At 39.4% G+C, this 15,198-nt stretch carries 21 protein-coding genes, 1 rRNA gene and 1 pseudogene; 19 read left to right on the top strand and 4 right to left on the bottom strand.

Annotated elements, in window-relative coordinates; translation table 11 throughout:
* Positions 1 to 4: 4 nt before the first annotated feature.
* The 13 genes from LDX58_RS20370 (at position 5) to rpsI (ending at position 7,819) form a co-directional block, all read left to right on the top strand.
* On the top strand, positions 5 to 313 hold the full coding sequence (locus LDX58_RS20370) for a KOW domain-containing RNA-binding protein (RefSeq protein ID WP_227938875.1): 309 nt from the start codon (positions 5 to 7) through the stop codon (positions 311 to 313).
* Between the two features lie 4 nt (positions 314 to 317).
* On the top strand, positions 318 to 536 hold the full coding sequence (gene infA / locus LDX58_RS20365; RefSeq protein WP_010896341.1) for a translation initiation factor IF-1: 219 nt from the start codon (positions 318 to 320) through the stop codon (positions 534 to 536).
* A 101-nt stretch (positions 537 to 637) separates the two neighbouring features.
* Positions 638 to 751 (top strand): 50S ribosomal protein L36, encoded by a 114-nt coding sequence (rpmJ, locus tag LDX58_RS20360; protein WP_003322638.1) that lies wholly within the window; start codon positions 638 to 640, stop codon positions 749 to 751.
* 20 nt (positions 752 to 771) lie between these two features.
* Entirely contained in the window at positions 772 to 1,137 is a 366-nt protein-coding gene (gene rpsM / locus LDX58_RS20355; protein ID WP_227938873.1) for a 30S ribosomal protein S13, read from the top strand.
* Positions 1,138 to 1,157: 20 nt separating this feature from the next.
* Positions 1,158 to 1,550 (top strand): 30S ribosomal protein S11, encoded by a 393-nt coding sequence (rpsK, locus tag LDX58_RS20350; protein WP_227938871.1) that lies wholly within the window; start codon positions 1,158 to 1,160, stop codon positions 1,548 to 1,550.
* A 164-nt stretch (positions 1,551 to 1,714) separates the two neighbouring features.
* Positions 1,715 to 2,659: a DNA-directed RNA polymerase subunit alpha gene (locus LDX58_RS20345; RefSeq protein WP_227938870.1), complete on the top strand. Its 945-nt coding sequence runs from the start codon at positions 1,715 to 1,717 to the stop codon at positions 2,657 to 2,659.
* 76 nt (positions 2,660 to 2,735) lie between these two features.
* The gene (gene rplQ, locus LDX58_RS20340; RefSeq protein WP_227938869.1) at positions 2,736 to 3,098 is read left to right on the top strand and encodes a 50S ribosomal protein L17; all 363 of its coding nucleotides are present in this window, start codon (positions 2,736 to 2,738) and stop codon (positions 3,096 to 3,098) included.
* Positions 3,099 to 3,512: 414 nt separating this feature from the next.
* A complete protein-coding gene (locus LDX58_RS20335) occupies positions 3,513 to 4,349 on the top strand; it encodes an energy-coupling factor transporter ATPase (protein ID WP_227938868.1) in 837 nt (278 codons plus the stop codon).
* Entirely contained in the window at positions 4,325 to 5,191 is an 867-nt protein-coding gene (locus LDX58_RS20330; protein WP_227938867.1) for an energy-coupling factor ABC transporter ATP-binding protein, read from the top strand. Before LDX58_RS20335 ends, LDX58_RS20330 begins: the two co-directional genes overlap by 25 nt.
* 4 nt (positions 5,192 to 5,195) lie before the next feature.
* On the top strand, positions 5,196 to 6,002 hold the full coding sequence (locus tag LDX58_RS20325; RefSeq protein WP_227938865.1) for an energy-coupling factor transporter transmembrane component T family protein: 807 nt from the start codon (positions 5,196 to 5,198) through the stop codon (positions 6,000 to 6,002).
* Between the two features lie 12 nt (positions 6,003 to 6,014).
* Entirely contained in the window at positions 6,015 to 6,779 is a 765-nt protein-coding gene (gene truA, locus LDX58_RS20320; RefSeq protein ID WP_227938863.1) for a tRNA pseudouridine(38-40) synthase TruA, read from the top strand.
* A gap of 190 nt (positions 6,780 to 6,969) precedes the next feature.
* Entirely contained in the window at positions 6,970 to 7,407 is a 438-nt protein-coding gene (gene rplM / locus LDX58_RS20315) for a 50S ribosomal protein L13 (RefSeq protein ID WP_227938861.1), read from the top strand.
* 19 nt (positions 7,408 to 7,426) lie between these two features.
* Positions 7,427 to 7,819 (top strand): 30S ribosomal protein S9, encoded by a 393-nt coding sequence (rpsI, locus tag LDX58_RS20310; protein ID WP_227938860.1) that lies wholly within the window; start codon positions 7,427 to 7,429, stop codon positions 7,817 to 7,819.
* 225 nt (positions 7,820 to 8,044) lie between these two features.
* Here the strand turns inward: rpsI and LDX58_RS20305 are convergent, their stop codons facing one another.
* On the bottom strand, positions 8,045 to 8,218 hold the full coding sequence (locus LDX58_RS20305; protein WP_227938979.1) for a hypothetical protein: 174 nt from the start codon (positions 8,216 to 8,218) through the stop codon (positions 8,045 to 8,047).
* 8 nt (positions 8,219 to 8,226) lie between these two features.
* A pseudogene (locus LDX58_RS26305) lies at positions 8,227 to 8,443 on the bottom strand (methyl-accepting chemotaxis protein); the annotation flags it as partial.
* Positions 8,444 to 8,867: 424 nt separating this feature from the next.
* On the opposite strand from LDX58_RS26305, the gene LDX58_RS20295 reads away from it, so the two are divergent.
* The 3 genes from LDX58_RS20295 (at position 8,868) to salA (ending at position 11,483) form a co-directional block, all read left to right on the top strand.
* Positions 8,868 to 9,302 carry a YbaK family protein gene (locus tag LDX58_RS20295; RefSeq protein ID WP_227938858.1) on the top strand — a complete coding sequence of 145 codons (435 nt, stop codon included), beginning with the start codon at positions 8,868 to 8,870 and terminating at the stop codon, positions 9,300 to 9,302.
* A gap of 327 nt (positions 9,303 to 9,629) precedes the next feature.
* Positions 9,630 to 10,349: an N-acetylmuramoyl-L-alanine amidase CwlD gene (gene cwlD / locus LDX58_RS20290; RefSeq protein WP_227938856.1), complete on the top strand. Its 720-nt coding sequence runs from the start codon at positions 9,630 to 9,632 to the stop codon at positions 10,347 to 10,349.
* Positions 10,350 to 10,430: 81 nt separating this feature from the next.
* Positions 10,431 to 11,483: an iron-sulfur carrier protein/transcriptional regulator SalA gene (salA, locus tag LDX58_RS20285; protein WP_227938854.1), complete on the top strand. Its 1,053-nt coding sequence runs from the start codon at positions 10,431 to 10,433 to the stop codon at positions 11,481 to 11,483.
* A gap of 93 nt (positions 11,484 to 11,576) precedes the next feature.
* Here salA and gerD read toward each other — a convergent pair whose 3' ends face one another.
* Positions 11,577 to 12,200: a spore germination lipoprotein GerD gene (gene gerD / locus LDX58_RS20280; RefSeq protein ID WP_227938852.1), complete on the bottom strand. Its 624-nt coding sequence runs from the start codon at positions 12,198 to 12,200 to the stop codon at positions 11,577 to 11,579.
* A 145-nt stretch (positions 12,201 to 12,345) separates the two neighbouring features.
* On the opposite strand from gerD, the gene LDX58_RS20275 reads away from it, so the two are divergent.
* Positions 12,346 to 12,933 (top strand): KinB-signaling pathway activation protein, encoded by a 588-nt coding sequence (locus LDX58_RS20275; RefSeq protein WP_227938851.1) that lies wholly within the window; start codon positions 12,346 to 12,348, stop codon positions 12,931 to 12,933.
* Between the two features lie 96 nt (positions 12,934 to 13,029).
* Here the strand turns inward: LDX58_RS20275 and pdaB are convergent, their stop codons facing one another.
* Positions 13,030 to 13,791, bottom strand: a complete 762-nt coding sequence (gene pdaB, locus LDX58_RS20270) for a polysaccharide deacetylase family sporulation protein PdaB (RefSeq protein WP_227938850.1) — start codon at positions 13,789 to 13,791, stop codon at positions 13,030 to 13,032.
* 177 nt (positions 13,792 to 13,968) lie between these two features.
* Between pdaB and LDX58_RS20265 the strand changes: the two genes are divergently transcribed.
* A complete protein-coding gene (locus LDX58_RS20265) occupies positions 13,969 to 14,190 on the top strand; it encodes a hypothetical protein (RefSeq protein ID WP_227938849.1) in 222 nt (73 codons plus the stop codon).
* A 280-nt stretch (positions 14,191 to 14,470) separates the two neighbouring features.
* A 16S ribosomal RNA gene (locus tag LDX58_RS20260) occupies positions 14,471 to 15,198 on the top strand; the annotation flags it as partial.

The following is a 15,198-nucleotide window of genomic DNA, read 5'->3' as shown; positions in this document are numbered from 1 at the left end:
CTCTATGCAAGACTCTGGTCAAACTCCGGAGATTGGTCAAATCGTGATGGTTACAAAAGGTCGAGATCAAGGTGATTATGGAATTATTATTGATCTGATTGACGAACGTTTTGTAAGGATTGCTGATGGCGATAAGCGTAAAGTTGACCGCGCGAAGAAAAAGAATATTTATCACCTAGAATTAATTGATTACATTGCTGATGAAGTTAAGGGCAGCTTTATAGAAACAGGACGTGTTACTAATGGAAAATTACGTTATGCGCTAACGAATTTTTTAGAGCAACGGTCTGATTTACTGAAGGAAGGAGAGTGAACCTGTGGCTAAAGAAGATGTTATTGAGGTGGAAGGTACGGTTATTGAGCCGCTTCCTAATGCAATGTTTCGCGTTGAACTAGAAAATGGTCATAAGATTCTTGCCCACGTTTCTGGAAAGATTCGTATGCATTTCATTCGAATTCTCCCTGGTGATAAGGTGACAGTAGAACTTTCGCCTTATGATCTAACACGTGGACGAATCACATATCGATACAAATAATACGTTGCGAGAGCGACTAGCAAAATAATATACTGTTGTTTTGCTTTAATCTGATTACATTGCTAATCAGTGCACTCCGTACCATATAGGAGGTAAAAAAAATGAAGGTAAGACCATCAGTCAAGCCTATTTGTGAAAAGTGTAAAGTTATCCGTCGTAAGGGAACGGTAATGGTTATTTGTGAAAACCCTAAGCATAAGCAAAAACAAGGTTAATAAATAAGGAGGTTCTGCACATGGCACGTATCGCAGGCGTCGATATTCCACGTGATAAACGCGTAGTTATTTCACTAACGTATGTCTTTGGAATCGGCAAAACTAAGTCGTCTGAAATTCTAGCGAAAGCAGGTGTATCTGAAAATACACGTGTTCGTGATCTTACTGAAGAAGAATTAGGACGTATTCGTGAAGCGGTTGAAGGGTACAGAGTAGAGGGTGACCTTCGTCGTGAAGTTTCACTTAACATTAAACGTCTTATTGAAATTGGTTCATATCGTGGTGTTCGCCACCGTCGTGGATTACCTGTTCGTGGACAAAATTCTAAAAACAATGCACGTACGCGTAAAGGTCCTCGTCGTACTGTAGCAAATAAGAAAAAGTAGTAAAGGAGGTCGCATAAAAAATGGCTAAGAAAACGAATACTCGTCCAAAGCGTCGCCAACGTAAAAATGTTGAATCTGGGATTGCTCACATTCGTTCTACGTTCAACAATACGATTGTGACAATTACAGATACGCATGGTAATACAATTTCTTGGGCAAGTGCTGGTGGATTAGGTTTCAAGGGTTCTCGTAAATCAACTCCATTTGCTGCTCAAATGGCTGCAGAGCAAGCTGGTAAAGCTTCAATGGATCATGGCATGAAAACTGTTGAGGTTTCAGTTAAAGGACCAGGTGCAGGTCGTGAAGCGGCGATCCGTTCTTTACAAGCTGTTGGGCTTGAAGTGAACATGATTAAAGATGTTACTCCAGTTCCTCACAACGGTTGTCGCCCGCCAAAACGTCGTAGAGTATAACGGAATCAATCATTGTATAGATTTCCCTAATTTGTCAATAATGGATAGAGCGATAACAGTCCTGTTGGCAAAATGGTGTAAGCTTAGGAATTGCCTACTGGTTATCCGGTTAGGCAATCCTTGCAGTCTACCGGAGTTCGACGTTTTGAAGGAGGGTTTGTTTAATGATTGAAATTGAGAAGCCAAATATTGAAGCGGTTGAAGTAAGTGAAGACGCAAAGTATGGAAAATTTATCGTTGAACCATTAGAGCGTGGATATGGTACAACTTTAGGAAACTCCCTACGTCGTATTCTTCTTTCCTCTTTGCCTGGCGCTGCTGTAACTTCTGTTCAAATTGATTCGGTTTTACATGAATTCTCAACCATCGAAGGTGTAGTTGAAGATGTAACAACAATTATTTTGAACTTAAAAAAGCTTGCTCTTAAAATCTATTCAGATGAAGAGAAGACCCTTGAGATTGATATTCAAGGTGAAGGAGTTGTAACAGCAAATGATTTAACGCATGATAGTGATGTTGAAGTACTGAATCCAGATCTTCATATTGCTACGCTTGCTGCTGGTGCGCATTTACATATGCGTTTAGTAGCTAAGCGAGGTCGTGGTTATATCCTTGCTGAGGGTAATAAGAACGATGAACAACCAATTGGGGTTATTCCTATCGATTCTATTTACACACCGGTTTCACGAGTAAATTATCAAGTTGAGAATACACGCGTCGGTCAAGTAACTAACTATGACAAACTAACTCTTGATGTCTGGACTGATGGAAGCATTCGTCCTGAAGAAGCTGTTTCTTTAGGTGCGAAGATCTTAACAGAGCACTTAAATATCTTTGTTGGAATGACTGATCAAGCTCAACACGCTGAGATAATGGTTGAAAAAGAAGAAGATCAGAAAGAAAAAGTTCTTGAAATGACAATTGAGGAACTAGATCTATCTGTTCGTTCTTACAATTGCTTGAAGCGAGCTGGGATCAACACGGTTCAGGAACTAACTCATAAGTCTGAAGAAGACATGATGAAAGTTCGTAACCTTGGTCGTAAATCACTTGAAGAAGTTCAAGAGAAACTTGGGGAGCTTGGTCTAGGTCTTCGTAAAGAAGAATAGGTAGGCAATCTATCTTAATCGTTTATAATAGTCTTTGCTCGTTTTAACTGAGCAGGTAACAAAGGAGGGAAACAACATGGCATACGCAAAATTAGGTCGTGATAGTTCTGGTCGTAAGGCTTTATTCCGTGATTTAGCTACTGATCTTATTATCAATGAGCGCATCCAAACGACTGAAGCAAAAGCGAAAGAGCTTCGCTCAATCGTTGAGAAAATGATTACTCTTGGTAAGCGTGGAGATTTACATGCACGTCGTCAAGCTGCTGCTTTCATTCGTAGAGAAGTTGCTGATACGGAGTCTGGTCAAGACGCTATCCAAAAATTATTCTCTGATATTGCAACTCGTTATGAAGAACGTCAAGGTGGTTATACACGTATTCTTAAAATTGGACCTCGTCGTGATGACGGTGCTCCAATGGTTATTATTGAACTCGTATAATCAATTTGTTCGTTGAGTGAATAGATGAGGCGACAAAGGGCAAATCAGATCTGAGCACGTATGCTCTGTTTCTGGGCCCTTTTTTGTTTGCCTTTTTTTAAGCAACGTTGATTTTGCTTAAAAACGATCGCTGTTATTTGTCAACTTTGGCGGAATAGTGTGGTAAAGCCATTGTTGATACATGAATCATAGTTGAGTAGAACACCGCATAGATAATTTGAACTTTATCAGTACTTTATAATTAGATTATTGAGTGTATTATAAGTTGCGTTTTCTGAAAAAGGAGAATCGAGTGAAGTTTCTCACTCCTTTGGCTGCTCATTTAGACTTACATTTGGCTGTCAAATGTTTAAGGTATAATCTTTGCGTATAAATGCTAGAATTAAATAAATTGCTTGTTTGAGGGGGGATTATGTGTCTACTCTGATTCAACTTCAGGACGTTACATTTCAATATGACGAAGGTGGTCAGTCGGCTATAGAAAATTTAAGTCTCACTATTTCAGCTAAAGAATGGATTGCTGTTTTAGGCCGTAACGGCTCAGGAAAGTCAACATTTGGTCGCCTGCTCAATGGACTATTACCCCCAACAAGTGGAGCCGTGATAATTAATGGATTGTCCACTACTGATGAAAAGGAAATATGGAACATTCGAAAAACTGTTGGAATGGTTTTTCAAAATCCTGATCATCAGTTTGTCGCGACGACAGTACGAGATGATCTTGCTTTTGGCTTAGAAAATTTAGGTCTTACGCGTGACGTGATGCAAGTTCGAATTGATCGATACGCTCATTTAATTGGAATTAGCCATTTACTAGATGCAGAGCCTTACCGCTTATCAGGTGGTCAAAAGCAAAGAGTGGCTATTGCTGGGGTAATGGCAATGGAACCAGAAGTTTTGATTTTTGATGAATCGACCTCTATGCTAGATCCAGTCGGCCGTAAAGAAGTACTAGATACGTTAAAGAGGCTTCACCAACGTGGTATTACGATTATTTCTATTACTCATGATATGGACGAGGCCGTACTTGCCGACCGCGTGATCATATTTGATAAGGGGCGTATAATTAAAGATGCACACCCTATTGATGTATTCCAAGCCCCAGACCTATTAAGGCAGGTAGGATTAACGCTTCCTTTTTCGGTCCAATTGCAAAATGAGCTTCGTGATAAGGGAATTAGACTTGAGAATGTATGTTTAACGGAAGAGGAGCTGATCTCGGAATTATGGATATCGTATTCAGCGAAGTAGACCATTGTTATATGCCTAAGACTCCCTTTGAAAAAATCGCCCTTGAAGACGTGAACATGAAGATTCGATCAGGCTCTTTTACTGCGATTATCGGCCACACAGGCTCAGGAAAGTCTACATTAGTTCAACATATCAATGGTTTGCTAAAGCCAACCTCTGGAACTGTGCAAGTTGGTCCTTTTACGATAAAAGCAGGAGAAAAGAAAATAGACTTGTTAAACTTACGTAGAAAAGTGGGACATGTTTTTCAATATCCTGAACATCAGTTGTTTGAAGAAACCGTAGAAAAAGATATTTGTTTTGGTCCTGTTAATTTTGGGCTATCAAAGGAACATGCCACGAAACGAGCCCAAGAGTTAATAAAGGTAGTCGGTTTAGATACTAGCTTTTTAGCTAAATCTCCTTTTCATTTAAGTGGTGGGCAGATGAGAAGGGTGGCCATTGCTGGTGTGTTAGCAAGTCGGCCGTCTGTGCTTGTGCTTGATGAACCTGCTGCTGGTCTTGACCCTGAGGGAAGAAACCAGATGATGGAGTTATTTTCAAATTATCATAAAGAACATAACACAACAACAATCTTAGTTACTCACCATATGGAAGATGCGGCCAAATATGCCGATCAAATCATTGTTATGCACAAGGGAAAGATCGAAATGTTTGGCGGCAGAGACTTGATTTTTAAAGAAGCGAAAAGGCTCGAGGAATTGGGCCTTGGTCTTCCTAATACGGTTCGTTTCTTACAGGGGGTAAAAGAGAAGTTTCATTTAGCTTCGGTTCCTAACCGATTTGATGTTGAAGGGACCTCAGCATTTATAGCAGAGCTTTTGCGAGCAAAGGAGGAGTAGGCCTATGTTACAAAATGTAATTATTGGACAATATGTTACGGGGGCCTCATTCCTGCATCGTTTAGATCCACGCTCTAAGCTGATCAGTGTCTTTTTACTGGTTTTTGTTATTTTCTTAGCGAATAATTGGTATGCTAACGGTCTTGTTATTCTTTTTACAATTTTGATGGTTATTTTATCAAAAGTTCCTCTTTCGTTTCTCTACAAAGGTCTAAAGCCAATTTTGTGGCTTGTTCTCTTTACGCTGATTCTACATCTATTTATGACAAGGGAAGGGAATGTTTTATTTAGTCTTGGTATCCTATCGGTTTATGAAGAAGGGTTAAAACAAGGTGTTTTTATAGCGGTACGCTTTATTACAATCGTCATGCTTACTTCCCTTGTGACATTAACGACAAAGCCGATTGATTTAACCGATGGACTAGAGAATCTATTTACCCCGTTAAAAAAGGTAGGTTTACCTGCACATGAATTAGCTTTAATGATGTCGATTGCCTTACGTTTTATTCCTACTCTGCTACAGGAAACAGAGAAGATCATGAAAGCACAAATGGCTCGCGGTGTTGATTTTACATCTGGACCTTGGGGGAAAAGGGTTAAAGCGTTATTGCCCTTACTTATTCCATTATTTATTAGTGCGTTTAAAAGGGCTGAGGATTTGGCATTGGCCATGGAAGCAAGAGGCTACCGTGGTGGAGAAGGCCGCTCAAAATATCGCCTTTTGGTTTGGAAAGGACAAGACACCCTTGTTATAATCGTCTGTATAGCGTTTGGTGCTATGATTGGAGCAATGAGATATATTTGGGTCTAGGGAGTGGTAAAATTGAAACGTGTGGCATTATGGGTGATGTATGAAGGGACTCTTTTTTCCGGTTATCAAGTTCAGCCAGGGAAACGAACGGTTCAACGAGAGATAGAGGCAGCACTAGCAACTCTTCATAAAGGGAAGGCCATTCGTGTTCATTCATCAGGGAGAACCGATACTCGTGTGCATGCAAGAGGACAAGTTCTTCACTTTGACACTCCTCTTCTGATTCCACTAGACAAGTGGCCAAAAGCGATGAATGCCTGCTTGCCAGACGATGTACGAATCATTGAAGCTGCTTTTGTGTCAGATGATTTCCACTCCAGGTATCAGGCAGTAAAGAAAGAATATCATTACCGAGTTTTACTTAGTAAACAACCAGATGTTTGGAGAAGGAATACAACGTTTCATTTCCCATACCCTTTTGATTTTGAAAAAATTAAGGAAGCGGCTTCCTTGTTAATTGGGACGTATGATTTCAGCTCATTCTGTGCGTCCAATACAGACGTTAAAGACAAAGTAAGAACCGTATATGAAATTTCAATTGAGATTGAGCAAGATGAGCTTGTTTTCCGATTAGTAGGGAACGGATTTTTGTATAATATGGTCCGTATAATTGTCGGTACATTGCTAGAGGTTGGAGTCGGAAAATGGGAACCGTCTGAAATGTCAATGATTCTTCAAGCTCAAGATCGAACATTAGCAGGAAAAACTGCTCCTGGAAACGGATTATTTCTATGGAAGGTCACGTATGAAACGTCTATCTTCACTGGAAATTATTGAAAAAATGGCTTATTATAAAAAAATGTATATGACAACGACTCCTAGTGTAACAAGTTGTTGACATTGGGTTTCCAATATTATATGATGTTAGATGGTAATTCCAAAACCCACTAGCCCCGGGTTCGGAATGTTACAATAGACACTGGTTTTAAAAAAATTGATAGATTTTCTAAAATACGGAGGGAAATTCATGCGTACAACATATATGGCAAAGCCTAACGAAGTTGAGCGTAAATGGTTTGTAGTCGACGCTGAAGGTCAAACGCTTGGTCGTTTAGCTTCAGAAGTAGCTTCAATCCTACGTGGTAAACAAAAGCCAACTTTTACTCCTCACATTGACACAGGTGATTTCGTTATCATCATCAATGCTGAGAAAATTCACTTAACGGGTAACAAATTAAATGACAAGATCTACTACCGTCACACAAATCATCCAGGTGGTTTAAAAATGACTAAAGCTGGAGACATGCGTGCTAACAAGCCTGAGCGTATGCTTGAGCTTGCAATCAAAGGAATGCTTCCAAAGAACACGCTTGGACGCGCTCAAGGTATGAAACTTCATGTATATGCAGGAAGCGAACACAAACATCAAGCTCAAAAACCAGAAGTTTACACACTTCGTGGTTAATCGATAGGAGGGTATTATTTTGGCACAAGTACAATATTATGGTACAGGTCGTCGTAAGCATTCTACTGCTCGCGTACGCCTAATGCCGGGTGACGGCCGTATCGTTATCAACGGTCGCGAATTAGATGAATATTTTGGTCTTGAAACTTTAAAACTTATCGTAAAACAACCACTTGTTGAAACAGGTGTTGAAGGTCAATATGACGTTCACGTAAATGTTGATGGTGGTGGTTACACAGGACAAGCGGGTGCTATCCGTCATGGTGTTGCTCGTGCTCTACTTAAAGTAGATCCTGACAACCGTCCTTCATTAAAGAGCGCTGGCTTCTTAACTCGTGATGCTCGTATGAAAGAGCGTAAGAAATACGGTCTTAAAGCAGCACGTCGTGCACCTCAGTTCTCAAAACGTTAATCTATACGTTTCAAAGACTCTCGAACCTTTTGGTTTAGGGGTCTTTTTTTGTGCTTGAAATTTGATTTTGAATACGAGAATATATTTTGACAAAAACCATAGCTCAATGTACTTTTAACTTGCCTGCTGTCTGCTCTTTTATGGTAACTCTAACGTGTGGGTGATGTTCATACTCATTTGAATGTCAAAGTAAACCGTTTGTCCTTTTTTATACTTGCTTCTGCTTTAAACAGGAGGGAACCTTGTATGTGCCGTAGTTATGAATGGTGATGCGGTGCCAGAAGCACTCATTTCTTGACTGCTCGCAGACATACTAGATAAATGATTTGTAACAGATTGAATTTTCTCAACCATTTCTTTGACGGCATTTTCAATTCCTGTGATATCCGTAACCGACACACCAACTTGTTCTGAAAGTTTTCGTACTTCGTCTGCTACGACAGCAAACCCTTTGCCATGTTCTCCTGCACGAGCTGCTTCAATCGCTGCGTTTTAAGCTAAAAGATTTGTTTGTTCTGCAATATCTTTAATTACTGAAACTAATTTGGAAATTTCCTGTGACTGTGCATCTAAGCCTTTGACTTTTTGTACGGATTCTTGCACGATGTGGTCTATCGCTTCCATCAATTTACCACCTCCGATGTCATGCCAAGCACTTCATTTGAAGATTGATAAATATCTTCTCCATTCTTAGTTTGGTGTTAATTTTTAAGTTTGGTGATGTTCCTCCCTTTTCTATCTGGAAAACCTTATGCAGCTACCGATCCAAAATTTTGAAATTTTAATACAATTTTTTTAAAATGTTCAGTCAATTTTCCATTTATAATTATAAATATTCTACAAATAGATAAGTGGTTGAATTTATCAATGAAAAATTCACTTTAAAAGATCTCCGCGATAATTTTTTCCTGTAAAGTAACTTCCTCAAAGAATAAATTATTATTCAATCTCAATTTACTGGACAATATCGACAGCTTTTCCACTGCATGTTGTAATTGGAGTTCGTCATACTAAAAGAATAGAAAACAAATGAATGGAGGGGAAGTTAATGAATGTGACAGTGCTATCTGACAAACGCCGAGAGAAGCAATGGAAGTTTGAACGTAATGTTTTGAAAAACTTATCATTAAAAGATCTCAAAGCAAACGTTGAAGAGCATTTCAAACCAGTCGTTCCGTTTCACTTTCTCTCCCATCCTTTTTTATTAGATCCATGTATGGATATGGCTATTGATGCTTTTTTACTAGGAGCGGAATACGGGAAGTTCGGTTATTTAGGTGAATCGGAAAAGCAAGTAAAGGAAAGATGCGACGATGACTTAACTGAAATTATGCATTGTATATTTAACCTGCTCCAAGGGTGGTTAATGGATTCTGACTATTTACTGGGCTCTCTCCAAATATCGACGGAAGCATTTGTTGAGCATTGGTGGATGAAAGGTTTTAAAGAGGGAGAGAAACGATATCGTTTAAGGTTGCATTAATAATTATTAATTGGTTTTGTATAAATATGGTAAATGGCTTTGTACCTAAGGTTGTTCGAAAGGGTATATCACCTTTTCAGATGAAGAAAAAAGCTTGAGTTTCAATGAAGTATAAGCCTGCTTGGTAATGACTCCATAAGCTAGCTGAATTGATTCGACTAGAAAAGAAATCCACTTGTCGTTTGACTTAAAAGAAAGTAGCCGTTTCACTCATTACTTATAAAAAAAGATGGCTAGCGCCGTTTTTCTAATACAATCTTATAAATTCACTTCATATTCTTCCTCTTGTCCCAATATATATAGAAGAGTGGACGAGGAGGGATGGCAGTGAGTTTAATTAAATGGATAAAGGGTGGCGCGTTTGCTTTAGGTGTCGTCGTTTTATTATTTATCATCCAATATCAATTTGTTAGCAATGATTCGTGGACAACGTGGAATCTTCCTTTATCAGGTAAGGTGATAGTAGTAGACCCTGGCCATGGTGGAATTGATGGTGGGGCTTTGTCAAAAAGTGGGATTCTTGAGAAAGAGGTTACTTTGCTTATTAGTGAACAGTTAAGAGATTATTTGCAGGAAGCGGGTGCTCTTGTTTTAATGACAAGAGAGGATGACCATGATTTGGCAAATGCAGATACAAGAAAAGTGCGACAACGCAAAAATGAAGATCTAAGGCGTCGGGTAGAGATTGTTAATGATTCCGATGCTGATTTATTTGTTAGTCTTCATCTAAATGCGATTCCCTCTCCTAAATGGAGTGGGGCGCAAACGTTTTACAACAGAGCGATGCCAGAAAATGAAGAATTGGCGAGATTTGTTCAGGATGAAGTAAGGCGTAATCTTGAAAATACAACCAGACAGGCAAAACCAATTCATAATTTATTTTTGTTGAAAAACGCAAATATTCCAGGTGTGTTAATAGAAGCAGGATTTTTGTCGAATCCGACAGAAGCGGAATTGTTACAAACAGAAAAGTATCAACAAAAAGTAGCAGCAGCCATTTACCAAGGAATTTTACGTTATTATACAGATGAAAAAGTCCCTGAATAATAAGTGCAAGCGGATTCACGCTCGACTAGTTTCTTGTGCTATAATAGGCATATAACTGGAATAAAGGAAGGTGTGTCCGTGTTGGTTACTGAAGCTATAGTGCTCGAAGCCTTAAAGCGTGTTAAGGACCGAGACTTAAATAAAAGCATAGTGGAAACAGGGGGAGTCCGCGAGGTTAAGGTAAAAGATGGAAATGTTAGTTTGAAAATTGCCTTAGCAAAAACAGGAACCCCTGAGCAAATGGAAGTTCAACAAGAAATTGTAAATGTGGTTAAAGGAGAAGGGGCGAATTCAGTCGGACTTCGATTTGAAGAGTTAACGACTGAAGAAATTTCAAAGCTCGGCGGTGTTGATGAACCGGCATTTCAGGGTCCATCAATCCTAGCTCCTAATAGTAAAACAACCTTTATTGCGGTAACAAGTGGGAAAGGTGGAGTCGGGAAGTCTACTGTGTCAGTGAACCTAGCGACGACTCTTGCGCGACTAGGAAAAAAAGTTGGGATTATCGACGCTGATATTTATGGGTTTAGTGTTCCAGATATGATGGGAATTGAAGAAAGGCCGAAAGTGATCGCCGATCGTATTTATCCTGTTGAGCGTTTTGGCGTAAAAGTAATCTCTATGGGCTTTTTTGTAGAAGACAATGCACCTGTCATTTGGAGAGGACCCATGCTTGGAAAAATGCTAAATCAATTTTTTACCGAAGTAGAATGGGGAGACCTGGACTATTTAGTATTAGACTTACCTCCTGGAACGGGAGATGTAGCATTAGATCTTCATACAATGCTTCCTCACTCTAAAGAAATTCTTGTGACAACACCGCATGCTACAGCAGCATTTGTAGCAGCACGTGCAGGGACAATGGCCATTAAAGCGCATCATGAAATCCTTGGAGTAGTGGAAAATATGGCGTATTTTGAAAGTCGTGTAACAAACGAGAAAGAATATGTCTTTGGTACAGGTGGAGGAGAGCGCTTGACTGAAGAGTTAAAAACGGACTTATTAGGGAAAATTCCGCTCGGACAACCTGATATAAACAAAGATGACTTTGCCCCTTCTATCTATGCGGCAGACCATCCTATTGGTGACATATACGCTCAAATTGCTAAACGAGTAATTGAAAAGACAAGCTAATATAAAAGAGGATGACGCATAGGTGATTTTTTGACCTTTGTTGTCATCCTCTTCGCTTTATACTGAAGATTCTAGAAGGCTCTAAGAAGACTTCTATTTACCGCCACCTTCTCCGCCGCCTTCTCCGCCACCTTCTCCGCCACCGCCAGATCCTTGTTCTTGTTTCTCCATTTGTTGTTGGGCAACCTTAGTCAGGATCTCGTTTACTTTAGCTGTGAAAAATGGACTTTCAAAAGCTTCGGTCATAATTGTCATCACCTGCTGGCGATATTCTTTTGATTTCAAGGTTTCGAGAAGGGCTTTTTCCATTTCTGGATCTTTGAGAATAGTGATCATCATTGCTTGATATTCAGGGTCTTTCATTAAGCCTTTTAACATTTTTTCATTTTCTGTTTGCATACTCTCGGCAAATGTTTTAGCGAATTCAGGATCTTTCATCACCTCTTGCCAGAATTTTCTACCTTCTTCTGATGTAAGTGTCTGTTGAATTGTCTTTTTGACGAAAGCATTGTCCATTACGATTTCTTTCTGGAGCTCTTCATCTCCCATAATTTCTTGAATCGCCTTCTTGCCATCATCTGTTTTAAGCATATCAACCATCATCTTTTTTGTGCTCTCATAATCGGGAGTGGCTCCATTACCACCTTCAGCTTGAGCACAACTAGCAACAAGAGTGAGGAGCAAAGTAAATATAAATACAAAAGTGATTTTTTTCATGCTGTATAAGCTCCTTTCGATCATTTTGTCATTAATTTGAGATATTTCGTTAGGTTTTATACATCTCGATAAGGTGAAGGCTAGCAATTTTTACAGGACATTGATACAATCATGAAAGCAGAATGGGATATTGGAGGATTGGCCTGTGAACAGTCGGAAAGTCGTTAAATTATTTTTTACCACGCTTTTAGTTGGGAGTATAAGTGGTGCGATTGTTGGATTTATTTTAGATTATCATGTATATACTGAGGGAACGTTTCTTAATACGTTTTTTGGTTTGATCTGGCTCTTAGGCATTTGTGCTGCTTTCAGTTTAATTAGTCAGATGGGTTTCTTTGCTTACTTAACAGTTCATCGATTTGGTTTAGGTTTATTTAAATCACAAAAATTGTGGAATTATGTACAAGTTATTATTATTGCTTTTGTTGTTTTTGATTTAATTTATTTTCGCTATATAGCTTTTGCACAACCGAATGAAACGATTATTCATTACCTAGTGATGCCGATTATACTATTGTTTTACGGTTTATTAGTTGCTTATTTAAAGGCAAAGGATACAAACCAAGGTGCGTTTATTCCTTCTCTATTCTTTATCGTTGTGATTACGGTAATTGAGTGGGTACCGGCACTTACTGTTAATGATCCAAAGTGGCTATGGCTCTATCTCACACCTTTAATTACAGCGAATACATGGCAGGTCTTAATCTTACATCGATTAACTCAAACAAAATAACCAAAACCTTCCGCAATTTTTGCGGAAGGTTTTGATCTTTTATGCCAATGCTCTATAGTGTTATTATTTCTAGACTTGAGAACAAACAAACCTCATTTATTTAATTTCTTCGTTTTTAGCCTTTGTACTAGCCATTAAATCTTCAACGGTTGTAAAAGTAAAACCTTTTCCGCGAAGTTGATCAATGATGATAGGGAGTGCCTTATGAGTCTGTTTAACAGAATCCGAAGCGTGGAACAATAGAATATCACCAGAATCAGTGGAGGGAACAACCTCTTCAACAATGGAATCTACCCCTGGGTTTTGATAGTCTTTTGAGTTAACGCTCCAATGAACGACAGAGAACCCCTGTGAATCTGCAACTTGTAGAACATTCTTATTGAAAGAACCGTTTGGAGGCCTTAATAAAATAGGACGTTCACCTGTTAATTCGGCTAAGACTTGACTACTCTGATTAATATCTTTTCTAACTTTCTCGTTGTCCAAGCTCGTATAATCTTTATACTGATAACCGTGACTACCAATGCTATGGCCTCTATCTTTGATTTCTTGAACTAGATCAGGATAACGCTCTGCCCAAGAGGCTGATATAAAAAAGGTTGCATGATCTACTTCTTTTTGGTCTAGAATGTCTAAAATCGGGCCGATGCGGTTTTCCCCCCAACTGATGTTAAAAGTTAAGGCTATTTGTTTATCATCAGTTTCAGCTTTATAGAAAGCTTGTGGTCCATCCGAGGTAGAAAATACGGCTATTTGTGAGCGTTCTACATAAAGCAAACCAGCTGTAAAGAAAGCAGCAACGATTATAAGTGATAATTGCTTAATTCGTTTAGCATGAAAGATCCAAAAGAATTTCATTTTCTTACCCTCCTTGTCCATTGTTATGACCAATCTATGGTGAAAAGGATGAAGATATGAATAAAATTGGAACAAATAGAAAATAATTTAATGATCTAAAGTGTAATTTTAAAAGTTTGAATGTTGCGGTTGTCGATATCGTTTAGTTGTTTAGTCACAATAGTCGAGGTGGTAGTCGTGTTAGGGGTTATTTTAAACGAAAAGGAAGTTCAAGAAGTAGAGTATATGCTAAAAAGAGAAATGGAAGAATTACTTTTAGATATGTCTGATCCCCGTATTGATGAAGTAGTGAAGCGAGCAATGGAAGAAAAATATCAAATTATTTTTAAAATCTATAAACGATTTGTATCACCAAAGGAAACAATGAAGTATCTTTTGAATCGGCGCAACACACAATGAGTATGTGTTGCCTTTTAATTTTAGATGAAGTGTTGACTTATGATTATTTTATGTGTTATATTATTTCTTGTCGCCAAAACAATAGTTGTTAACAGGTGTTGACAAGTAATTGGTCGGTGTGATATATTATGAAAGTCGCCAACGAGCGATACGATAGTTCTTTGAAAACTGAACAAAAGCCAAGCGAAAAGAGAAAACATAATTTTCTCGTCAATTTTAAGTGATTTAGTAAAATCACAACGTATCGTTAGCGATACAGTTTGAGCACAAATCAAGCACTTTTATGGAGAGTTTGATCCTGGCTCAGGACGAACGCTGGCGGCGTGCCTAATACATGCAAGTCGAGCGGACTGATTAAGAGCTTGCTCTTATGACGTTAGCGGCGGACGGGTGAGTAACACGTGGGCAACCTGCCCTGTAGATCGGGATAACATCGAGAAATCGGTGCTAATACCGGATAATTTCTAAAATCTCATGGTTTTAGAATAAAAGATGGCTCCGGCTATCACTACGGGATGGGCCCGCGGCGCATTAGCTAGTTGGTAAGGTAATGGCTTACCAAGGCGACGATGCGTAGCCGACCTGAGAGGGTGATCGGCCACACTGGGACTGAGACACGGCCCAGACTCCTACGGGAGGCAGCAGTAGGGAATCTTCCGCAATGGACGAAAGTCTGACGGAGCAACGCCGCGTGAGTGATGAAGGATTTCGGTTCGTAAAGCTCTGTTGTTAGGGAAGAACAAGTGCCGTTCAAATAGGGCGGCACCTTGACGGTACCTAACCAGAAAGCCACGGCTAACTACGTGCCAGCAGCCGCGGTAATACGTAGGTGGCAAGCGTTGTCCGGAATTATTGGGCGTAAAGCGCGCGCAGGCGGTCTTTTAAGTCTGATGTGAAAGCCCCCGGCTCAACCGGGGAGGGTCATTGGAAACTGGGAGACTTGAGTACAGAAGAGGAGAGTGGAATTCCACGTGTAGCGGTGAAATGCGTAGATATGTGGAGGAACAC

The organism is Alkalihalobacillus deserti (genome assembly GCF_020734105.1).
Classification (GTDB): Bacteria; Bacillota; Bacilli; order Bacillales; family Bacillaceae_D; genus Halalkalibacter; species Halalkalibacter deserti.
The sequence above is the reverse complement of the archived record's forward strand: the minus strand, read 5'-3'. Positions and strand labels throughout refer to the sequence as shown.

Bases quoted from the DNA above. Each gene is read 5' to 3' on its own strand.
- LDX58_RS20370 (WP_227938875.1), top strand. From the start codon at position 5: ATGCAAGACTCTGGTCAAACTCCGGAGATTGGTCAAATCGTGATGGTT.
- rpmJ (WP_003322638.1), top strand. From the start codon at position 638: ATGAAGGTAAGACCATCAGTCAAGCCTATTTGTGAAAAGTGTAAAGTT.
- rpsM (WP_227938873.1), top strand. From the start codon at position 772: ATGGCACGTATCGCAGGCGTCGATATTCCACGTGATAAACGCGTAGTT.
- rpsK (WP_227938871.1), top strand. From the start codon at position 1,158: ATGGCTAAGAAAACGAATACTCGTCCAAAGCGTCGCCAACGTAAAAAT.
- LDX58_RS20345 (WP_227938870.1), top strand. From the start codon at position 1,715: ATGATTGAAATTGAGAAGCCAAATATTGAAGCGGTTGAAGTAAGTGAA.
- rplQ (WP_227938869.1), top strand. From the start codon at position 2,736: ATGGCATACGCAAAATTAGGTCGTGATAGTTCTGGTCGTAAGGCTTTA.
- LDX58_RS20330 (WP_227938867.1), top strand. From the start codon at position 4,325: ATGGATATCGTATTCAGCGAAGTAGACCATTGTTATATGCCTAAGACT.
- LDX58_RS20325 (WP_227938865.1), top strand. From the start codon at position 5,196: ATGTTACAAAATGTAATTATTGGACAATATGTTACGGGGGCCTCATTC.
- rplM (WP_227938861.1), top strand. From the start codon at position 6,970: ATGCGTACAACATATATGGCAAAGCCTAACGAAGTTGAGCGTAAATGG.
- LDX58_RS20295 (WP_227938858.1), top strand. From the start codon at position 8,868: ATGAATGTGACAGTGCTATCTGACAAACGCCGAGAGAAGCAATGGAAG.
- gerD (WP_227938852.1), bottom strand. From the start codon at position 12,200: ATGAAAAAAATCACTTTTGTATTTATATTTACTTTGCTCCTCACTCTT.
- pdaB (WP_227938850.1), bottom strand. From the start codon at position 13,791: ATGAAATTCTTTTGGATCTTTCATGCTAAACGAATTAAGCAATTATCA.